15 protein-coding genes are annotated in these 13,323 nt (G+C 68.6%); 4 read left to right on the top strand and 11 right to left on the bottom strand.

Annotated elements, in window-relative coordinates; genetic code table 11:
* Window positions 1-338: 338 nt before the first annotated feature.
* Genes rpsN through rpmB form a run of 3 tightly spaced genes read right to left on the bottom strand, consistent with a single transcriptional unit; the run spans window position 339 to window position 1,052 of the window.
* Window positions 339-644: a 30S ribosomal protein S14 gene (gene rpsN, locus ABIN76_RS06670; RefSeq protein ID WP_043485315.1), complete on the bottom strand. Its 306-nt coding sequence runs from the start codon at window positions 642-644 to the stop codon at window positions 339-341.
* A gap of 4 nt (window positions 645-648) precedes the next feature.
* Window positions 649-816, bottom strand: coding sequence for a 50S ribosomal protein L33 (gene rpmG / locus ABIN76_RS06665; RefSeq protein WP_056737121.1), 168 nt, complete (start codon window positions 814-816; stop codon window positions 649-651).
* Window positions 816-1,052, bottom strand: coding sequence for a 50S ribosomal protein L28 (gene rpmB, locus ABIN76_RS06660; RefSeq protein ID WP_011693744.1), 237 nt, complete (start codon window positions 1,050-1,052; stop codon window positions 816-818). The genes rpmG and rpmB overlap by 1 nt, the downstream gene beginning before the upstream one ends.
* 471 nt (window positions 1,053-1,523) lie before the next feature.
* On the opposite strand from rpmB, the gene ABIN76_RS06655 reads away from it, so the two are divergent.
* The 3 genes from ABIN76_RS06655 to ABIN76_RS06645 are packed head-to-tail and all read left to right on the top strand — an operon-like array spanning window position 1,524 to window position 4,274.
* Window positions 1,524-2,966 carry a ferredoxin reductase family protein gene (locus tag ABIN76_RS06655; RefSeq protein ID WP_346958918.1) on the top strand — a complete coding sequence of 481 codons (1,443 nt, stop codon included), beginning with the start codon at window positions 1,524-1,526 and terminating at the stop codon, window positions 2,964-2,966.
* A complete protein-coding gene (locus tag ABIN76_RS06650) occupies window positions 2,963-3,484 on the top strand; it encodes an FMN-binding protein (RefSeq protein ID WP_346958917.1) in 522 nt (173 codons plus the stop codon). The genes ABIN76_RS06655 and ABIN76_RS06650 overlap by 4 nt, the downstream gene beginning before the upstream one ends.
* Window positions 3,468-4,274 carry an FAD:protein FMN transferase gene (locus ABIN76_RS06645; RefSeq protein ID WP_346958916.1) on the top strand — a complete coding sequence of 269 codons (807 nt, stop codon included), beginning with the start codon at window positions 3,468-3,470 and terminating at the stop codon, window positions 4,272-4,274. Before ABIN76_RS06650 ends, ABIN76_RS06645 begins: the two co-directional genes overlap by 17 nt.
* A gap of 87 nt (window positions 4,275-4,361) precedes the next feature.
* On the opposite strand, the gene ABIN76_RS06640 is transcribed toward ABIN76_RS06645, so the two are convergent.
* The 4 genes from ABIN76_RS06640 to ABIN76_RS06625 are packed head-to-tail and all read right to left on the bottom strand — an operon-like array spanning window position 4,362 to window position 8,993.
* Entirely contained in the window at window positions 4,362-5,783 is a 1,422-nt protein-coding gene (locus ABIN76_RS06640; RefSeq protein ID WP_346958915.1) for a GH1 family beta-glucosidase, read from the bottom strand.
* 39 nt (window positions 5,784-5,822) lie between these two features.
* Window positions 5,823-6,584 (bottom strand): SGNH/GDSL hydrolase family protein, encoded by a 762-nt coding sequence (locus ABIN76_RS06635; protein WP_346958914.1) that lies wholly within the window; start codon window positions 6,582-6,584, stop codon window positions 5,823-5,825.
* Window positions 6,585-6,641: 57 nt separating this feature from the next.
* Entirely contained in the window at window positions 6,642-8,459 is a 1,818-nt protein-coding gene (gene glsA / locus ABIN76_RS06630) for a glutaminase A (protein ID WP_346958913.1), read from the bottom strand.
* A 45-nt stretch (window positions 8,460-8,504) separates the two neighbouring features.
* A complete protein-coding gene (locus ABIN76_RS06625) occupies window positions 8,505-8,993 on the bottom strand; it encodes a MarR family transcriptional regulator (RefSeq protein WP_346958912.1) in 489 nt (162 codons plus the stop codon).
* Window positions 8,994-9,097: 104 nt separating this feature from the next.
* Here ABIN76_RS06625 and ABIN76_RS06620 point away from each other — a divergent pair, with 104 nt between their 5' ends.
* Window positions 9,098-9,385 carry a YciI family protein gene (locus ABIN76_RS06620; RefSeq protein WP_346958911.1) on the top strand — a complete coding sequence of 96 codons (288 nt, stop codon included), beginning with the start codon at window positions 9,098-9,100 and terminating at the stop codon, window positions 9,383-9,385.
* Between the two features lies 1 nt (window position 9,386).
* Here ABIN76_RS06620 and ABIN76_RS06615 read toward each other — a convergent pair whose 3' ends face one another.
* From ABIN76_RS06615 to ABIN76_RS06600, 4 genes are all read right to left on the bottom strand, one after another.
* Entirely contained in the window at window positions 9,387-10,211 is an 825-nt protein-coding gene (locus ABIN76_RS06615; RefSeq protein WP_346958910.1) for an SGNH/GDSL hydrolase family protein, read from the bottom strand.
* Window positions 10,212-10,304: 93 nt separating this feature from the next.
* Window positions 10,305-11,309 (bottom strand): siderophore-interacting protein, encoded by a 1,005-nt coding sequence (locus ABIN76_RS06610; RefSeq protein WP_346958909.1) that lies wholly within the window; start codon window positions 11,307-11,309, stop codon window positions 10,305-10,307.
* A gap of 70 nt (window positions 11,310-11,379) precedes the next feature.
* The gene (locus ABIN76_RS06605; RefSeq protein ID WP_346958908.1) at window positions 11,380-12,270 is read right to left on the bottom strand and encodes an ABC transporter ATP-binding protein; all 891 of its coding nucleotides are present in this window, start codon (window positions 12,268-12,270) and stop codon (window positions 11,380-11,382) included.
* Window positions 12,271-13,248, bottom strand: coding sequence for an iron chelate uptake ABC transporter family permease subunit (locus ABIN76_RS06600; RefSeq protein ID WP_346958942.1), 978 nt, complete (start codon window positions 13,246-13,248; stop codon window positions 12,271-12,273). It abuts the gene before it with no gap.
* Window positions 13,249-13,323: the final 75 nt, after the last annotated feature.

Raw genomic sequence — 13,323 nt, 5'->3', positions numbered from 1 at the left:
GGTCGCTATCTTTCCGCTTCAGCGGCGGCGACTCGAACTACTTTACACACGAACCGGACCCGGAACAAATCGGGCCCCGCAGGTGCCTCCGGGCCTCATAACCCCCGGAAATCCGCGCAAAAACGGGCCGCCGCGTACGGAAATCCCGGTCCGGCGTCGAAAGTTGCCGATGTGCGCTCCGTCACCGCGGCAACCATGTGGCGCCGGCACCCGCAAGAGGCGGCGGCGCCCGCCGAGGGCCGACGGCCCGGATACGCAGCAGCGCTTAAACGCAAGAAGGGCCGGCAACCATAAGGTTGCCGGCCCTTCTTCAAGCCACTGGCTTCAGGAGTGCTGAATTACCAGGAAGACTTCGTGATGCCCGGGAGCTCACCGCGGTGAGCCATGTCGCGGAAGCGAACACGGGAGATACCGAACTTCTGGAACGTGCCGCGGGGGCGGCCGTCGATGATGTCGCGGTTACGCAGGCGAACCGGCGAGGCGTTGCGGGGCAGCTTCTGCAGGCCGAGGCGTGCGGCTTCGCGTGCTTCGTCGGTTGAGTTGGGGTCAACCAGAGCCTTCTTCAGTTCGAGGCGCTTTGCAGCGTAACGCTCGACGATGACTTTACGCTGTTCGTTCTTAGCGATCATTGACTTCTTAGCCATGTGTTTAGCGCTCCTCTCGGAATTCGACGTGCTGGCGGATTTTGGGATCGTACTTCCGCAGGACCATACGGTCCGGGTCGTTACGACGGTTCTTGCGCGTCACGTAGGTGTAACCCGTGCCCGCGGTCGACTTGAGCTTGATGATCGGACGTACGTCCTTGTCCTTTGCCACTAGAGCTTCACTCCTCGTGCCAGGATGGCGGCGACGACTACGTCAATGCCGCGTACGTCGATGGTCTTGATGCCACGTGCAGAGACCTGCAGGGTGACATTACGGCGCAGGGACGGAACCCAGTAGCGCTTCTTCTGGATGTTCGGGTCGAACCGGCGCTTGTTGCGGCGGTGCGAGTGCGAAATGCTGTGTCCAAAGCCCGGCTCGGCTCCGGTCACCTGGCAGTGTGCTGCCATGACGACTCTCCTCATGAATAAAATGAAACGGCTGGCGGAGTTCCACATAGCCGTGCGATTGGCGGCGTCCGCATCCAGCCCCACCTGCGTTCCGCAGGAATCCAACAGCCGGCTGAACCGGCTGCAGTCCTCACTGCGGCGAAGATTGTGGGTCACAGGCACCGGGCGGTGACAACCGAAGGGAATCACTGCGAAGTGCCGGGATACTGGGCGAATACAGGAGTGCACGCAACTTGAGCCCCTAACTACCGGCCGCCGGGAGTGTCTGATTCCTCAGCCATTTCCGCCAACCGGAGCAATTGCACACGCTCCGCGCCACCTAGCGCCTACCAAGTCTACGAGCTAGGCGAATTAAAGACCAATCCGGGCCTGCAGGGTGTATAAGCGGCGGCGGACCCTGCGCAGGCAAGTCACATCAGCGGCGTAGGCCTTTCACAGCAAAATGAAAGGCGGCGGGCAGATTCTGAAACCATGAACACACCAACCCAGACTGCCTTGCAGCCCGCGGCCCGACGGGCGCCGGCCGCTGGCAACCCGTTCAAGGGGCAGTACCGCAAACGGCTGTTCAAGGCAGACCTCCTCACGGTGGTCGCCTGGGCATCGGTTGCCGGGGCCGTGGCTTTGTGGCTTGCCGACGGGGGCGCCGCCGGATTCTCCAGCGTTGCCGGTGCGTTCACGGCCCTGGGGATCGTCGCCGGGCTCGCCGGAATGGACCTGGTGCTCCTCATGCTGCTCCTTGCCGCCCGTCTTCCGATCATCGACGGCGCCGTGGGCCACGACCGCGCCCTCGAATTCCACCGCAAACTCGGCAAGCCGTCGCTGTACCTCCTGCTGGCGCACGGCGTGCTGATCGCGGCCGGCTACGGCATGGCCGAGGGGCTCGATCCAATCAGCGAGTCGGTGGCCTTGTGGGTCATGGTTCCCGACATGTGGCTGGCGTTCGTCTCCCTTGCGTTGTTCCTCGCGGTGGTCGTCACTTCCCTGGTGGCCGTCCGCCGCCGGTTCCCCTATGAATTCTGGTACGCCGTCCACCTGCTGACCTATGCCGCCGTGCTGACCTCGCTACCACACCAGTTCAGCGTCGGAGGGCTCTTCGCCGAAGGCACCTGGCAGCGCTGGTACTGGCTGGCAGTATGCATCGCCACCGGCGCCGCACTCCTGCACTACCGCGTCCTTGAGCCGATCGTCGCCACGGTCCGGCACCAGCTGCGGGTCAGCCGCGTCGTGGCCGCGGGGCACGGCGTGGTCAGCATCGAAATGACGGGCCGGCACCTCGACGAACTGGGCGGCAGCGGCGGTCGGTTCTTCATCTGGCGCTTCCTCGCCCCGGGCCAGTGGTGGCACCCGCACCCGTTCAGCCTCTCGGCAGAGCCGTTGCAGTTCGACGCCGACGGCGGTGGACGGCTGCGGATTACGGTCCGGAACCTCGGCAGGGGCTCGGAGAGCCTCGCCCGGCTGAAGCCCGGCACCCGGGTAGCTGTCGAAGGTCCGTACGGGCTCTTCAGTACCGCGGCCCGCAGCCGGAGGCGGGTCGTGATGATTGGAGCCGGCATCGGCATCACCCCCATCCGCGCACTGCTCGAGAACACCCCCTTCGCCCCGGGTGACGCGACCGTGATTCTCCGCGGCCATAGCCAGTCCGGGCTGTATCTCGGCGAGGAAGTCCTTGAGCTCTGCCGGCGACGCGGCGCCACCCTTTTCCATCTGACCGGCCGCCGGCCCCGCGGCGTCCAGACCTGGCAGCCGGAAGCGGAGGCGCGCGCCGGCTACCGGTTGGCGAGCTACGCGCCCTACATCGCCGACGCCGACGTCTACGTCTGTGGGCCGGCTGGCTGGGCACAAAACGTCCTCGATGACGCACGCCGGACCGGTGTGCGGGAAGAACAACTCCACTACGAAAGGTTCGACTGGTGAGAATTCGTGCAGTAGTTTCAGCAACCCTGGCCTCGGTCGGGATCCTCGTGGCCGGCTGGCAGTCCGGAGCGCACGTCGCCGGCACGGCCAGCGCCGCCGGCACAACAAGCGGCTCCACCGGGGCCGGCTCCACCGGCGTCGGGTCCAGCGGTTCCGCCGGGAGTTCGGCTCAGTCCTCCGGAACCGCCGGAACCACCGGTTCGTCCGGTTCGTCCGGGTCCACCGGCGCGGCGGCGAAGGCCGGCGGCAGCTATGCCGGCGACGTCGTGCAGACGCGCTTCGGCCCCGTCCAGGTGCAGATCACCGTCAGCGGCGGCACCATCTCCGATGTCACCGCCCTCCAACTCACGGACGACGGCGGACGGTCCGTGCAGATCAGCAATTACGCCGCACCCCTGCTGCGCGAGGAGGTCCTCCAGGCCCAATCAGCCAACGTGCAGACCATCAGCGGCGCCACCGTCACCAGTGACGCTTACCTGACCTCGCTCCAGGCAGCCCTCGATGCAGCCCACCTCTGAGCTGGACCGGCCGGACCTGCTGGCCAAGACCTTCCGGTCCATGGGGACCGTCGTCAGCCTCACCGTCCCGGCCGCGACCGGGGACCGGTCCCCGGCGGCGGAGGCCGCGCTGGCAGAGGCCGCTGGCGTCGTTGAACGACGCTTCCTGGAACTCGACGCCCGCTTCAGCCTCTACCGGACCGGGTCCGAGGCCAGCAGGCTGGCGCGCGGGGAGCTGTCGCTGCGCGGCGCCTCGCAGGAGTTCCGGGACCGGTACGCCGAAGCCGCCGAATGGCGTCTGCTCACCGAGGGTGCGTTCACGCCGGAACGGCCGGACGGCGTGCCGGACCTGTCGGGGCTGGTGAAGGGGTTTGCGATCCAGGAAGCCGGAGCCGCACTGCACTCACTGGGGCTTCGTGACTGGTGCCTCAACGCCGGCGGCGATGTGCTGGTGGCCGGTTCGCCGATCGCGGGAAGCAGCGCGTCGTGGCAGGCCGGGATTGTCGATCCGCAGGACCGCCGGACCCTGATTGCGGCGTTCCCGCTGGGCGGCGGCAGCGGATTTGGTGCCTTGGCCACCTCCGGCTCCGCCGAACGCGGCGACCACATCTGGACCCGCGGGTCCGGGGCCAGCGAGTTCCGCCAGGTCACGGTTGTCGCCGCTGATATTGTCACCGCCGACGTGCTCGCAACGGCCGTCGTGGCGGGGGGCGTCCAGATGCTCAACCGCGCTACCAGCGGCTGGGACGTCGAAGTGCTCGCCATCCGGACTGACGGGGGAATGCTCGCGACGCCGGGGTTCCGCGCCTAGCAAGGCACGACGACGGGCCTCCCCCGGGGCCGCTGCACCTGGCCGCCGCACCAGCCCCCGCTGCGGATTCTGCGGCCGCTCCTGGCGCTACTGCCAGCCCTCTCCCACCGCGGGCACTGTGTTCGAGGCCGCGACACGGGAGTACCAGAGCCCGCTGGCCTTGGGAATCCGGCGCTGCGTTTCGTAGTCGACCCGGACCAGCCCGAAGCGCTGGTGGTAACCGAACGCCCATTCGAAGTTGTCCAGCAGGGACCAGGCGAAGTATCCGCGGACGTCCACGCCGTCTGCCAGCGACTCGTGCAGTGCCCGCAGGTGTGCATCGAAGAAGTCCAGCCGGGCCCGATCATCCACGAACCCCTCGGCGTCGGGAACGTCCTCGAAGGCGGCACCGTTTTCGGTGATGTAAATCGGAATCCCGGCCGGGCCGGTGTAGTCGCGCTGCAGCCGGTTCAGCAGCCGGCGCAGACCCTCGGGCTGGACCTCCCATCCCATCCCGGTGACAGGGAGGCCGCGCGGGACCTGCCGGACGCCGTCGGCCGCTACCAAGGGTGAGGCCGGACCTCCAGGCGGCCCGGCCGGTCCCTGCTCCGGATCCGTGGTGAAAGCGTCCCCGTGGTAGTAGTTGACGCCCAGCAGGTCGACGGGCCCTGATATGACGTCCAGGTCCCCCGGCCGGACGACGTCGGCCATGCCGAGGTGGGCCACGTCGGCGAGCACGTCCGCCGGATACTCGCCGCGGAAGAGCGGGTCCAGGAAGAGCCGGTTGGACTGGCCGTCAACCTGGCGGGCCGCGTCTACGTCCCCTTCCCGGGCCGGGTCCGCCGGATCGGCCACCGTCAGGTTCAAGGTGATGCCCAAGGTCGCCTCAGGCTCTCGCCGGCGGAGTTCCCGGACGGCCAGGCCGTGGCCCAGCAGCAGGTGGTGGACCGCGGCGAGCGCCGCTGCCGGGTCCCGCCGTCCGGGGGCGTGGATCCCGGCGGCATAGCCCAGGAACGCGGAGACCCAGGGTTCGTTGAGTGTGGTCCAGATCCGGACCCGGTCGCCGAGCGCCTCGTGCATCACCGCGGCATAGTCCGCGAAACGCTCGGCAGTTTCCCGCGCCGCCCAGCCGCCCTTGTCCTCCAGTGCCTGCGGCAGGTCCCAGTGGTAGAGCGTGACCCAGGGGGTGATGCCTGCGGCGAGCAGCTGGTCGACCAGCCGCGAGTAGAACGCGATGCCTTCCGGATTAGGCGTCACGCCGTCGGGCATGCAGCGGGCCCAGGAGATGGAGAAGCGGTAGGCCGCGAGGTTCAGGTCCTGCATCAGCCCGACATCCTGGGCCGAGCGGTGGTAATGGTCGCAGGCGACGTCGCCGTTGTGGGCGTCCGCGACCGCCCCTGGCACGCGGCAAAAAACATCCCAGATGGACTCCCCGCGGCCTCCCTCGCGGGCGGCACCTTCGATCTGGTACGCCGCGGTGGCAGCTCCCCAGAGGAAGCCGGCTGGGAAGGCGAGGGGGCTGCTGTTCATCCTGGTGCTGCTCCTTGCATCGGGCTAGCCGGCGTAGTGCTAGAGGCGGGTGAGCTGAGGATACCGCGGCGAGAGGCCGTCGCCGGAGGACTTGCCGGTGACCCGGCGCATCACCCAGGGCCCGGCGAACTCGCGGACCCAGCGGGCGTTCGCGCGGAGCGCCTCGGAGCGGCTGAGTTCCGGAACCGGCGTCATCGGCGGGATGTCGATCGAGTGGTTGTGCTCCAGCACGGTCAGGACGCGCTTGGCCATGTTGGCGTGGCCGGCGGCGGACATGTGCATACGGTCGGTGGCCCACATGCCCCAGTCGTAGTACTCGCTGAACCGCCAGTAGTCCACCAGCAGCGCATCGTGGTCTCCGGCGATGCCGCGGACCAGCTCATTGTAGATGGCGGTGCGGCCGCGCATGGTGCCGAAGACCTTGGAGCCGCGGGCGTCGAAGCCGGTGAACATTACGACGGTAGCGCCGGTGGCCTTGAGTTTGCGGATGCCGGCGTCGTATTCCACCAGCAGGTCATCGATGTCGATCTTGGGACGGAGGATGTCATTGGCGCCGGCGTAGATGGTCACCAGGGTGGGCTTAAGGGCGACGGCGGCGTCCACCTGCTCGGCCATGATCTGGCGGAGCTTCCGTCCGCGGATGGCGAGGTTGGCGTAGCCGAAGCCGGGGTCGGCTACGGCCAGCTGCTCGGCGACGCGGTCCGCCCAGCCCCGCACGCCGTTCGGGCGGGCCGGGTCGTCGTCGCCGACGCCCTCCGTGAAGGAGTCTCCAAGGGCAACGTAGCGGGCTGTGAAATCCATGGATTCAGTCTGCCAGAGCCCACTTGGGTGGGCCACGCCGGGGAATCGCGGCATCCGCTATTCGCGGATCCGTACCGCCGTTTCGCGCAGGTACTGCTCCACCCGGGTGTAGGCGTCCCGGGTCAGGGCTTTCCACAGGGCAATGGCCAGGCGAGGGTCGGCGGCTTCCAGCTCAGCGATCGCCTCCACACTGAGCACCATGACCTCCACCGGCCCCACTGCCCGGACAGTGGTTTCCTGCCGGTTGCCGCTGCCCAGCGCCAGTTCGCCAAAGGTCATCCCGGCACTGAGGGTGTTCAGCTTGACCCGGTCCGCGGTGGGCCCGGGGGACGTGCTGCTGACCTTTCCGGAGGTGATGAAGTAGACCCCGCCGAACCGCAGACCGACGCGCCGGATGACGTCGCCGTCGACATAGGATTTCGGCGTCATCAGCGCTTCCAGCGCCGCTGCCTCCGTTTCCTCCAGTGGCGCCAGCGCGGGCGAGGCGGTGACGGGAACGTGGTCCGGGAGCAGCAGATGGTCCCCGTGGCGCTCCAGCAGGCGGTTTTCGCAGTATTCGACGGCGGCGCTCCGTGTCGTGAAGGACGGAACAGGGCGCTCGCTTGACGCTGCCAGGGCTTCGGTGACCGACCCGTCCGCCTCAACCAGCACCAGGTCGCGCCCGGCGTCGGCCATCCCCTGCCTGACTCTGGCCAGCGTACGCACTGCGACCTCGCTGACCTGGTCCGTGCGGCGCATGTCCAGGACCACCAGCTCGACGTCGTCCGCCAGGCCGCTGAGCTCACGCACCATGGATTCCGTCCCGGCGAAGAGGAGGTCGCCGTTGAGTTCGATCACCCGGGCCCGGTGGCCGTGGGCACGCAGGACATCGGCGGCCTCGTTGTTGCGGCGGATGCCCGAGGGTGTTTCGGTAACGTCGTAGGCGGCGAGGATGGCGGACCGGCCCGCCCGGGCCGCCCGGACGAAGTGGAGTTCCATGTCGCGGGAGAGCCGCTGCGCGGTGGCTAGCCCGCGGACGCTGCTGCCGTGGTCATCCAGCGGCGGCGAGTAAACCGCCAGGCCCACCTGGCCGGGCAGCACGGCGATAATGCCGCCGGCTACCCCGCTCTTGCCCGGCATCCCCACGCTGCTGATCCAGGCGCCGGCGTCGTCGTACATGCCGGAGGTCATCATGACGGACAGCACCCGCTCCACCGGCCCGATCTCAAGCACCTGTTTGCCGCTGAGCGGGTTACGGCCGCCGTTGGCCAGCGTGGCCGCCATGATCGAGAGGTCGAAGCAGTTCACCAGGACCGAGCACTGCCGGAAGTAGTCCTGCAGAACCGGTGTCGGGTCGTCTTCGATGATGTTGAAGGAGCGCAACAGGTAGGCGAGGGCTGTGTTGCGGTGGCCGTGTTTGAGCTCGGACTCGTAGACCTGCTCGTCGACCGAGAGCTGACGGCCGGCGAACGCGGAGTACGTGCTGAGGATCCGTTTGAACCCGGACTGCCCGCCGGATCCCCTGATCAAGGAGGTGGCGGTGAGGGCCCCGGCGTTGATCATCGCGTTGGCCGGCCGGCCCGTCCCTTCGGCGAGGGAGATCTCGTTGAAGGAATCACCTGACGGTTCCACGTCGACCTTGGCGTCCACGGCCTCGGCGCCAAGGTCCTCGAGTGCCAGGCCGTAGGTGAAGGGCTTGGAGATGGACTGGATGGTGAATTCCTCGCGGGTGTCACCGATTTCGTACACCTTGCCGTCAACGGTCGCGAGGGCGATGCCGAAATTGTCCGGGTCCACGTTGGCCATGGCCGGAATGGTGCTGTACGGCTTGCCGTCCTTGAGCAGCGCGATCTCGGCGTGGATCTGGCGCAGATAGCTGTCGATCGGCGATTCCATAATGCCAAGACTAGGGGACACCGGGCCGCTGGCCCCACGTGGGTCTCAGGCCCGTTTGTTCTCCCGCAGGATCCAATGGCCGGCGTCGAGCCGGGACACGATCTTCTCGCCGATGCGGGCCAGGTCGGCGACGTCGTCCGGATCGAGGGCGTCGAGGAACAGCGAGCGGACCGCCTCGACATGCGCCGGGGCGAGCCCCACGATGGTGGCCATGCCGGCGTCGGTAAGGTGCGCCGTCGTAACCCGGGCGTCGCCGGGGTGCGGCCGGCGTTCCAGCCAGCCACGGTTTTGGAGTTTGGTGACCACGTGCGAGAGCCGGGACAGCGAGGCGCTGGTGCGCGCCGCGAGTTCGCTCATGGGCAGGTACCTGCCCTCGGCTTCGGAGAGCATGGCCAGGACGTTGTAGTCGAACAGCGAGAGCTTCCCGGCCGCATGCAGTTGCGTGTCCAGGGCGGCGGGCAGCAGCGTGTTGATGCTCAGCTGGGCCAGCCAGGCCCGGCGTTCGTCGGCATTGAGCCAGCGCGGTTCGGTCATGGCTCCATTCTAGGAGTCCCGATGCTTGACGATTCAACTTCGGGCCGGTTTGGTACCGGCATTCGGGCCGGTTTCCAGGGCGCTCCAGGCGGTAGGCTGGCGCTATGTACGTAGTCTCCCTGACCTACAAGGTGCCTGACGAGATCGTCGACTTCCACCTCCCGGCACACGTCGCCTGGCTGCAGGATGCCTTCGACCGCGGCGTCTTCATGGTGGCCGGCCGCAAGATCCCCCGCACCGGCGGCCTCCTGCTCTCCAACGCGGACCGCGCCGACTTGGACGCCGCACTGGCCAAGGACCCCTTCTACGTCAACGGCGTCGCGGACTTCGACGTCGAGGAGTTCCACGCCAGCCGCGTCGCCCCCGGGTACGAGAACCTGCTGGACAGCTAGCTCAACCCGGCAACAGCTTTTTCAGCCCGCCCTTCCGGGGCACTTTCACCGGTTCGGGCCAGCGCGGGCCGAGCTCATCCCCCAGCGTGACGCCGCGCAGCTTGCGGCCAAAGAGGGGAAGCACCCAGTCGTTCACCCAGCGGCGCTGCCGCCGTTCCCGGTCCCGAAGACCCAGCCTGGCCGGCGGCTCCCATTCCTTGGGGCTGATGTTGTGCGGCACGCCGAGCTGGTCCAGGACCTGGGCGGCGAGGTACTTGTGGCCGGCCTTGGACATATGGAGCCGGTCCGTATCCCACATCCGGGGGTCGTGGAAGGCGTCAAAGCACCAGTAGTCCACCAGCACCGCGCCGTACCAGGCGGCCAGTTCCCGGACCCGCCGGTTGTAGAGGGTGTTGCGCCTTTTCAGCGGCTCCAGCAGCACCGAGACCTTGACGTCGAACCCGGTGAACAGCACCACCGTGGCGCCGCTGGCCGCCAGCCTGGCCACCAGGTATTCGTAGTCATCCATGAGGTCTTCGATGTCCGTGCCGAAGTCCAGGATGTCGTTGCCGCCGGCGTACAGGGTCACCAGGGTCGGTCTCATGGCCAGCGCCGGTTCCAGCTGCTCGGCAATGATGTGGCGCAGCCGCTTGCTCCTGATGGCGAGGTTGGCGTACTCCCAGCCCGGCTGTGCCTTCGCCAGCTTCTCTGCCACCCGGTCCGCCCAGCCGCGGACCCCGTTGGGCAGCCGCTTACTGCGGTCCCCCACGCCCTCGGTGAACGAATCCCCCAGGGCAACGTAGACCCGCCGCCCGTCCGGGCCCGGAAGCAAAGGTAATGACGCCACCCCCGCACGCTAGCCGCTGCACAAAACCGGCAGGCGAAGGCCGGATGAATCCAAGGTGTTCGGATCGGCGGCCCGCAGCCGCCCGGCGCTGGCTTAGTGCTCAGCCTTCCCCTGCCGCCAGTACCCCATGAAGGCCACTTGCTTCCGGTCGATCCCTACGTCCCGCACCAGGTAGCGGCGCAGCTCCTTGACGGTGCCCGCTTCGCCGGCGATCCAGGCGTAAAAAGGCCGGGAGCCGGCGGGTCTGTCGGGGTTCCGGCCGGCTCCGACCGCGCGGGCATCCATCCTGGCCGGGGTTTCCCACAGAATGTCCTGGTCCACGTTGACGTCCTCGGGTTCCGGGCCGCCGGCAGGGCGCGGGACGGTGGCGGCCACCCAGCCGGGCTCCGGCACGGCCGCCCGGACCGCGGCCCGGAGCAGTTCACCGTGCGGGCGGGGTCCGTTGGCCTCCCCGCGGGCCAGCCAGGTGACGTCGACGTCGGCGGCCGAGCTGAGGTCCTGGAAGTCCGCGGCCGACGGAACCTCGAGGATGGCGTGGCCGCTCAGATACGGCGGGAGGCTTTCGAGGATGGCAGCAATGGCCGGAACCGCTGTTTCGTCCCCGGCCAGCAGCACGCGCTGGGCCAGGCCCGGCCGCCATTCAATGCCGGCGTAGCTTTCCGCCGTGACGCAGTGGGCGGCCCGGTTATTGGGCCCGATGAGGGTCAGTGTGTCGCCCGGCCTGGCGTTCAGGGCCCAGTTAGCGGCGGGACCGCCGTGTCCGGAAGCGTCCAGGTGCAGCACGAAGTCGACGTCGATCTCCGGGTAGACGGCGTCCAGGCGCGCCTGCCGCACGGTGTAGGTACGCATGGAGCCGCGGACGGCGGGGTCCAGGGCCAGCCATTCGGCGTACCATCCGGCGCGTTCGGTCCTGAGCTCGGGCAGCGGGACGTGGGTGCCGTCGGGGGCGCGGGACGGGATCATCAGCTTGATCCGCAGGTCCAGCGTGCTGCCGTGCACCCCGAAGTGCCGAAGTGAGTAGCCGCCGAAGGTGATCCGCTGGAAATTGGGGCTGAGCTGTTCAACGGCCGTGACCCGGACCTCAAAAGCCTGGGTCATGGGTTCTGCAGCAGGCGGCGCGGGCGCTGCCGCGGTTGTCAGGGGCGGGGGAAGCGTTGCGGTCATGGGATCAGCTCCAGCTGGGGTCGGTGTTTTCGGCGGACAGTGCCGCGGCGGACAGTGCCGCGGCGGACAGCGCTTTCGTGGACGGTGCTGTGGCCGCACCGTGATGGCGGCCGAGCGGCACGATCAGAGGAGTGCCGGAGACGGGGTCGGTGATCACCCGGGATTCCAGGCCGAACGCCTCGCGGACCAGCGCCTCGGTGATCACCGTCCGTGCATCCCCTTCGGCCACGATCCGACCGTCCTTCATGGCGACGACGTGGTCCGCGTAGCGCGCTGCGAGGTTGAGGTCGTGCAGCACAATCGCCACGGTGGTGCCCTGCCCGCGGTTCAGGTCCGTCAGCAGGTCCAGGACTTCAACCTGGTGCGCGAGGTCCAGGTAGGTGGTGGGTTCATCGAGCAGCAACACCTCCGTCTCCTGGGCCAGGGCCATCGCTATCCACACGCGCTGGCGCTGCCCGCCGGAGAGTTGATCCACCGTCCGGTCCGCAAGTTCCAACGTGTCAGTGGCGTTCATGGCGTGCTGCACCGCCCGCTCGTCCTGCGCGGACCCTGCGCCCGCCCAGCCGCGGAATGGGCCCTGGTGCGGGTAGCGGCCGCGGCCCACCAGATCCCGGACGGTGATGCCATCGGGCGCCGTCGGGTGCTGCGGAAGCAGGCCCAGGGTGCGGGCAACTTCCCGGGCCGGCCGCGCGTGGATATCCCTGCCGTCGAGGACCACTGTCCCGGCCGCGGGCTTCAGCAGCCGGGACAGGGCACGGAGCAGCGTGGACTTCCCGCAGGCGTTGGCCCCGACGATCATGGTCAACTTGCCCTCGGGGATGCCGGTGGACAGCCCCTCGATGACGGTCCGCTGGTCGTATTTGAGGCTCAGGCCGGAGGCTTGCAGGGTAGCCATTCAGGGATCCTTTCGGTTGGCCGTGACCAGGAGCCACAGCAGGAACGGTGCCCCCAGGGCGCCGGTGACGACGCCGACGGGTAGGACGGTGCCGCCCAGCAGGAGCGGGGCCAGGTTCGCCGCCACGAAGTCCGCGGCCAGGACGATCAGCACTCCGGCCAGGGCGGAGGCCGGCAGGCTCGCCTTGCGGACGAAGCGGCGGGAAACCGGGCCGGCCAGGAAGGCGACGAACGCGACCGGCCCGGCCGCCGCCGTCGCCACGGCGGAGAGGGCCACGGCGGTAACGACGACGGCGAGCCGGGTGGCGCCGACGCGGACACCCAGCCCCGAGGCGGTGTCGTCGCCGAGTTCGAGGATGCGCAGCGGACCGGCGATGGCGGCGACGGCCGGCACCAGCACGAGCAGTGCCACGCTGAGGACTCCCGCCCGCTCCCAGTTGGCGGCGTTGAGCGAGCCGTTGAGCCAGACGAGGACGTCGGCGGCCGTGCGGATGTCCGCCCGGGTCATCAGGAAGCTGACCACGGCTTGCAGGGCGGCGGCGATTCCCACGCCGGCCAGGATCAGCCGGTTCCCGGCCGCGCCCTTGCCGGCCGGGGAAGCGGAGGACCCGCGGCCGGAAATGGCATAGATGAGGGCCGCGACGCCGAGCGCTCCAGCGAGGGCCGCGCCCGACACGGCGGCCCCGGCGGCCCCGAACACCACGATCGCGGTCACGGCCGCGGCGCTGGCGCCGTAGCTTATGCCGATCACGTCCGGGCTGGCCAACGGGTTGCGCAGCATCGTCTGGAACAGGGCGCCGGACAGGCCGAACGCTGCGCCGACCAACCCGCCGACGACGGCCCGTGGCAGCTTGTGTTCCATCACGATGAAGCTCGCACCGGGGATCTTCGGGCCACCGGTGAGGCGGGCGGCCAGGATAGTGAAGAAGTCCGGAATGGTGACGGTGTAACTCCCCAGCAGGATGCCCGCCGCGAACATGGCCGCCGCCGCGAGGGCCAGGGCCGCAGTCCGGGCGGGCAGCCTCCCGCGAGTTGGCAGATGGTGCCAGTGTTT

The sequence above is a fragment of the uncultured Arthrobacter sp. genome, from assembly GCF_964021775.1.
GTDB lineage: Bacteria > Actinomycetota > Actinomycetes > Actinomycetales > Micrococcaceae > Arthrobacter.
The sequence above is the reverse complement of the archived record's forward strand: the minus strand, read 5'-3'. Positions and strand labels throughout refer to the sequence as shown.

Coding starts and splice junctions, on each gene's coding strand:
- ABIN76_RS06640 (WP_346958915.1), bottom strand. CDS start 5,783: ATGAACAGCAGCCCCCTCGCCTTCCCAGCCGGCTTCCTCTGGGGAGCT.
- ABIN76_RS06645 (WP_346958916.1), top strand. CDS start 3,468: ATGCAGCCCACCTCTGAGCTGGACCGGCCGGACCTGCTGGCCAAGACC.
- rpsN (WP_043485315.1), bottom strand. CDS start 644: ATGGCTAAGAAGTCAATGATCGCTAAGAACGAACAGCGTAAAGTCATC.
- ABIN76_RS06625 (WP_346958912.1), bottom strand. CDS start 8,993: ATGACCGAACCGCGCTGGCTCAATGCCGACGAACGCCGGGCCTGGCTG.
- rpmB (WP_011693744.1), bottom strand. CDS start 1,052: ATGGCAGCACACTGCCAGGTGACCGGAGCCGAGCCGGGCTTTGGACAC.
- ABIN76_RS06620 (WP_346958911.1), top strand. CDS start 9,098: ATGTACGTAGTCTCCCTGACCTACAAGGTGCCTGACGAGATCGTCGAC.
- ABIN76_RS06655 (WP_346958918.1), top strand. CDS start 1,524: ATGAACACACCAACCCAGACTGCCTTGCAGCCCGCGGCCCGACGGGCG.
- ABIN76_RS06605 (WP_346958908.1), bottom strand. CDS start 12,270: ATGGCTACCCTGCAAGCCTCCGGCCTGAGCCTCAAATACGACCAGCGG.
- ABIN76_RS06610 (WP_346958909.1), bottom strand. CDS start 11,309: ATGACCCAGGCTTTTGAGGTCCGGGTCACGGCCGTTGAACAGCTCAGC.
- ABIN76_RS06600 (WP_346958942.1), bottom strand. CDS start 13,248: ATGTTCGCGGCGGGCATCCTGCTGGGGAGTTACACCGTCACCATTCCG.
- glsA (WP_346958913.1), bottom strand. CDS start 8,459: ATGGAATCGCCGATCGACAGCTATCTGCGCCAGATCCACGCCGAGATC.
- ABIN76_RS06635 (WP_346958914.1), bottom strand. CDS start 6,584: ATGGATTTCACAGCCCGCTACGTTGCCCTTGGAGACTCCTTCACGGAG.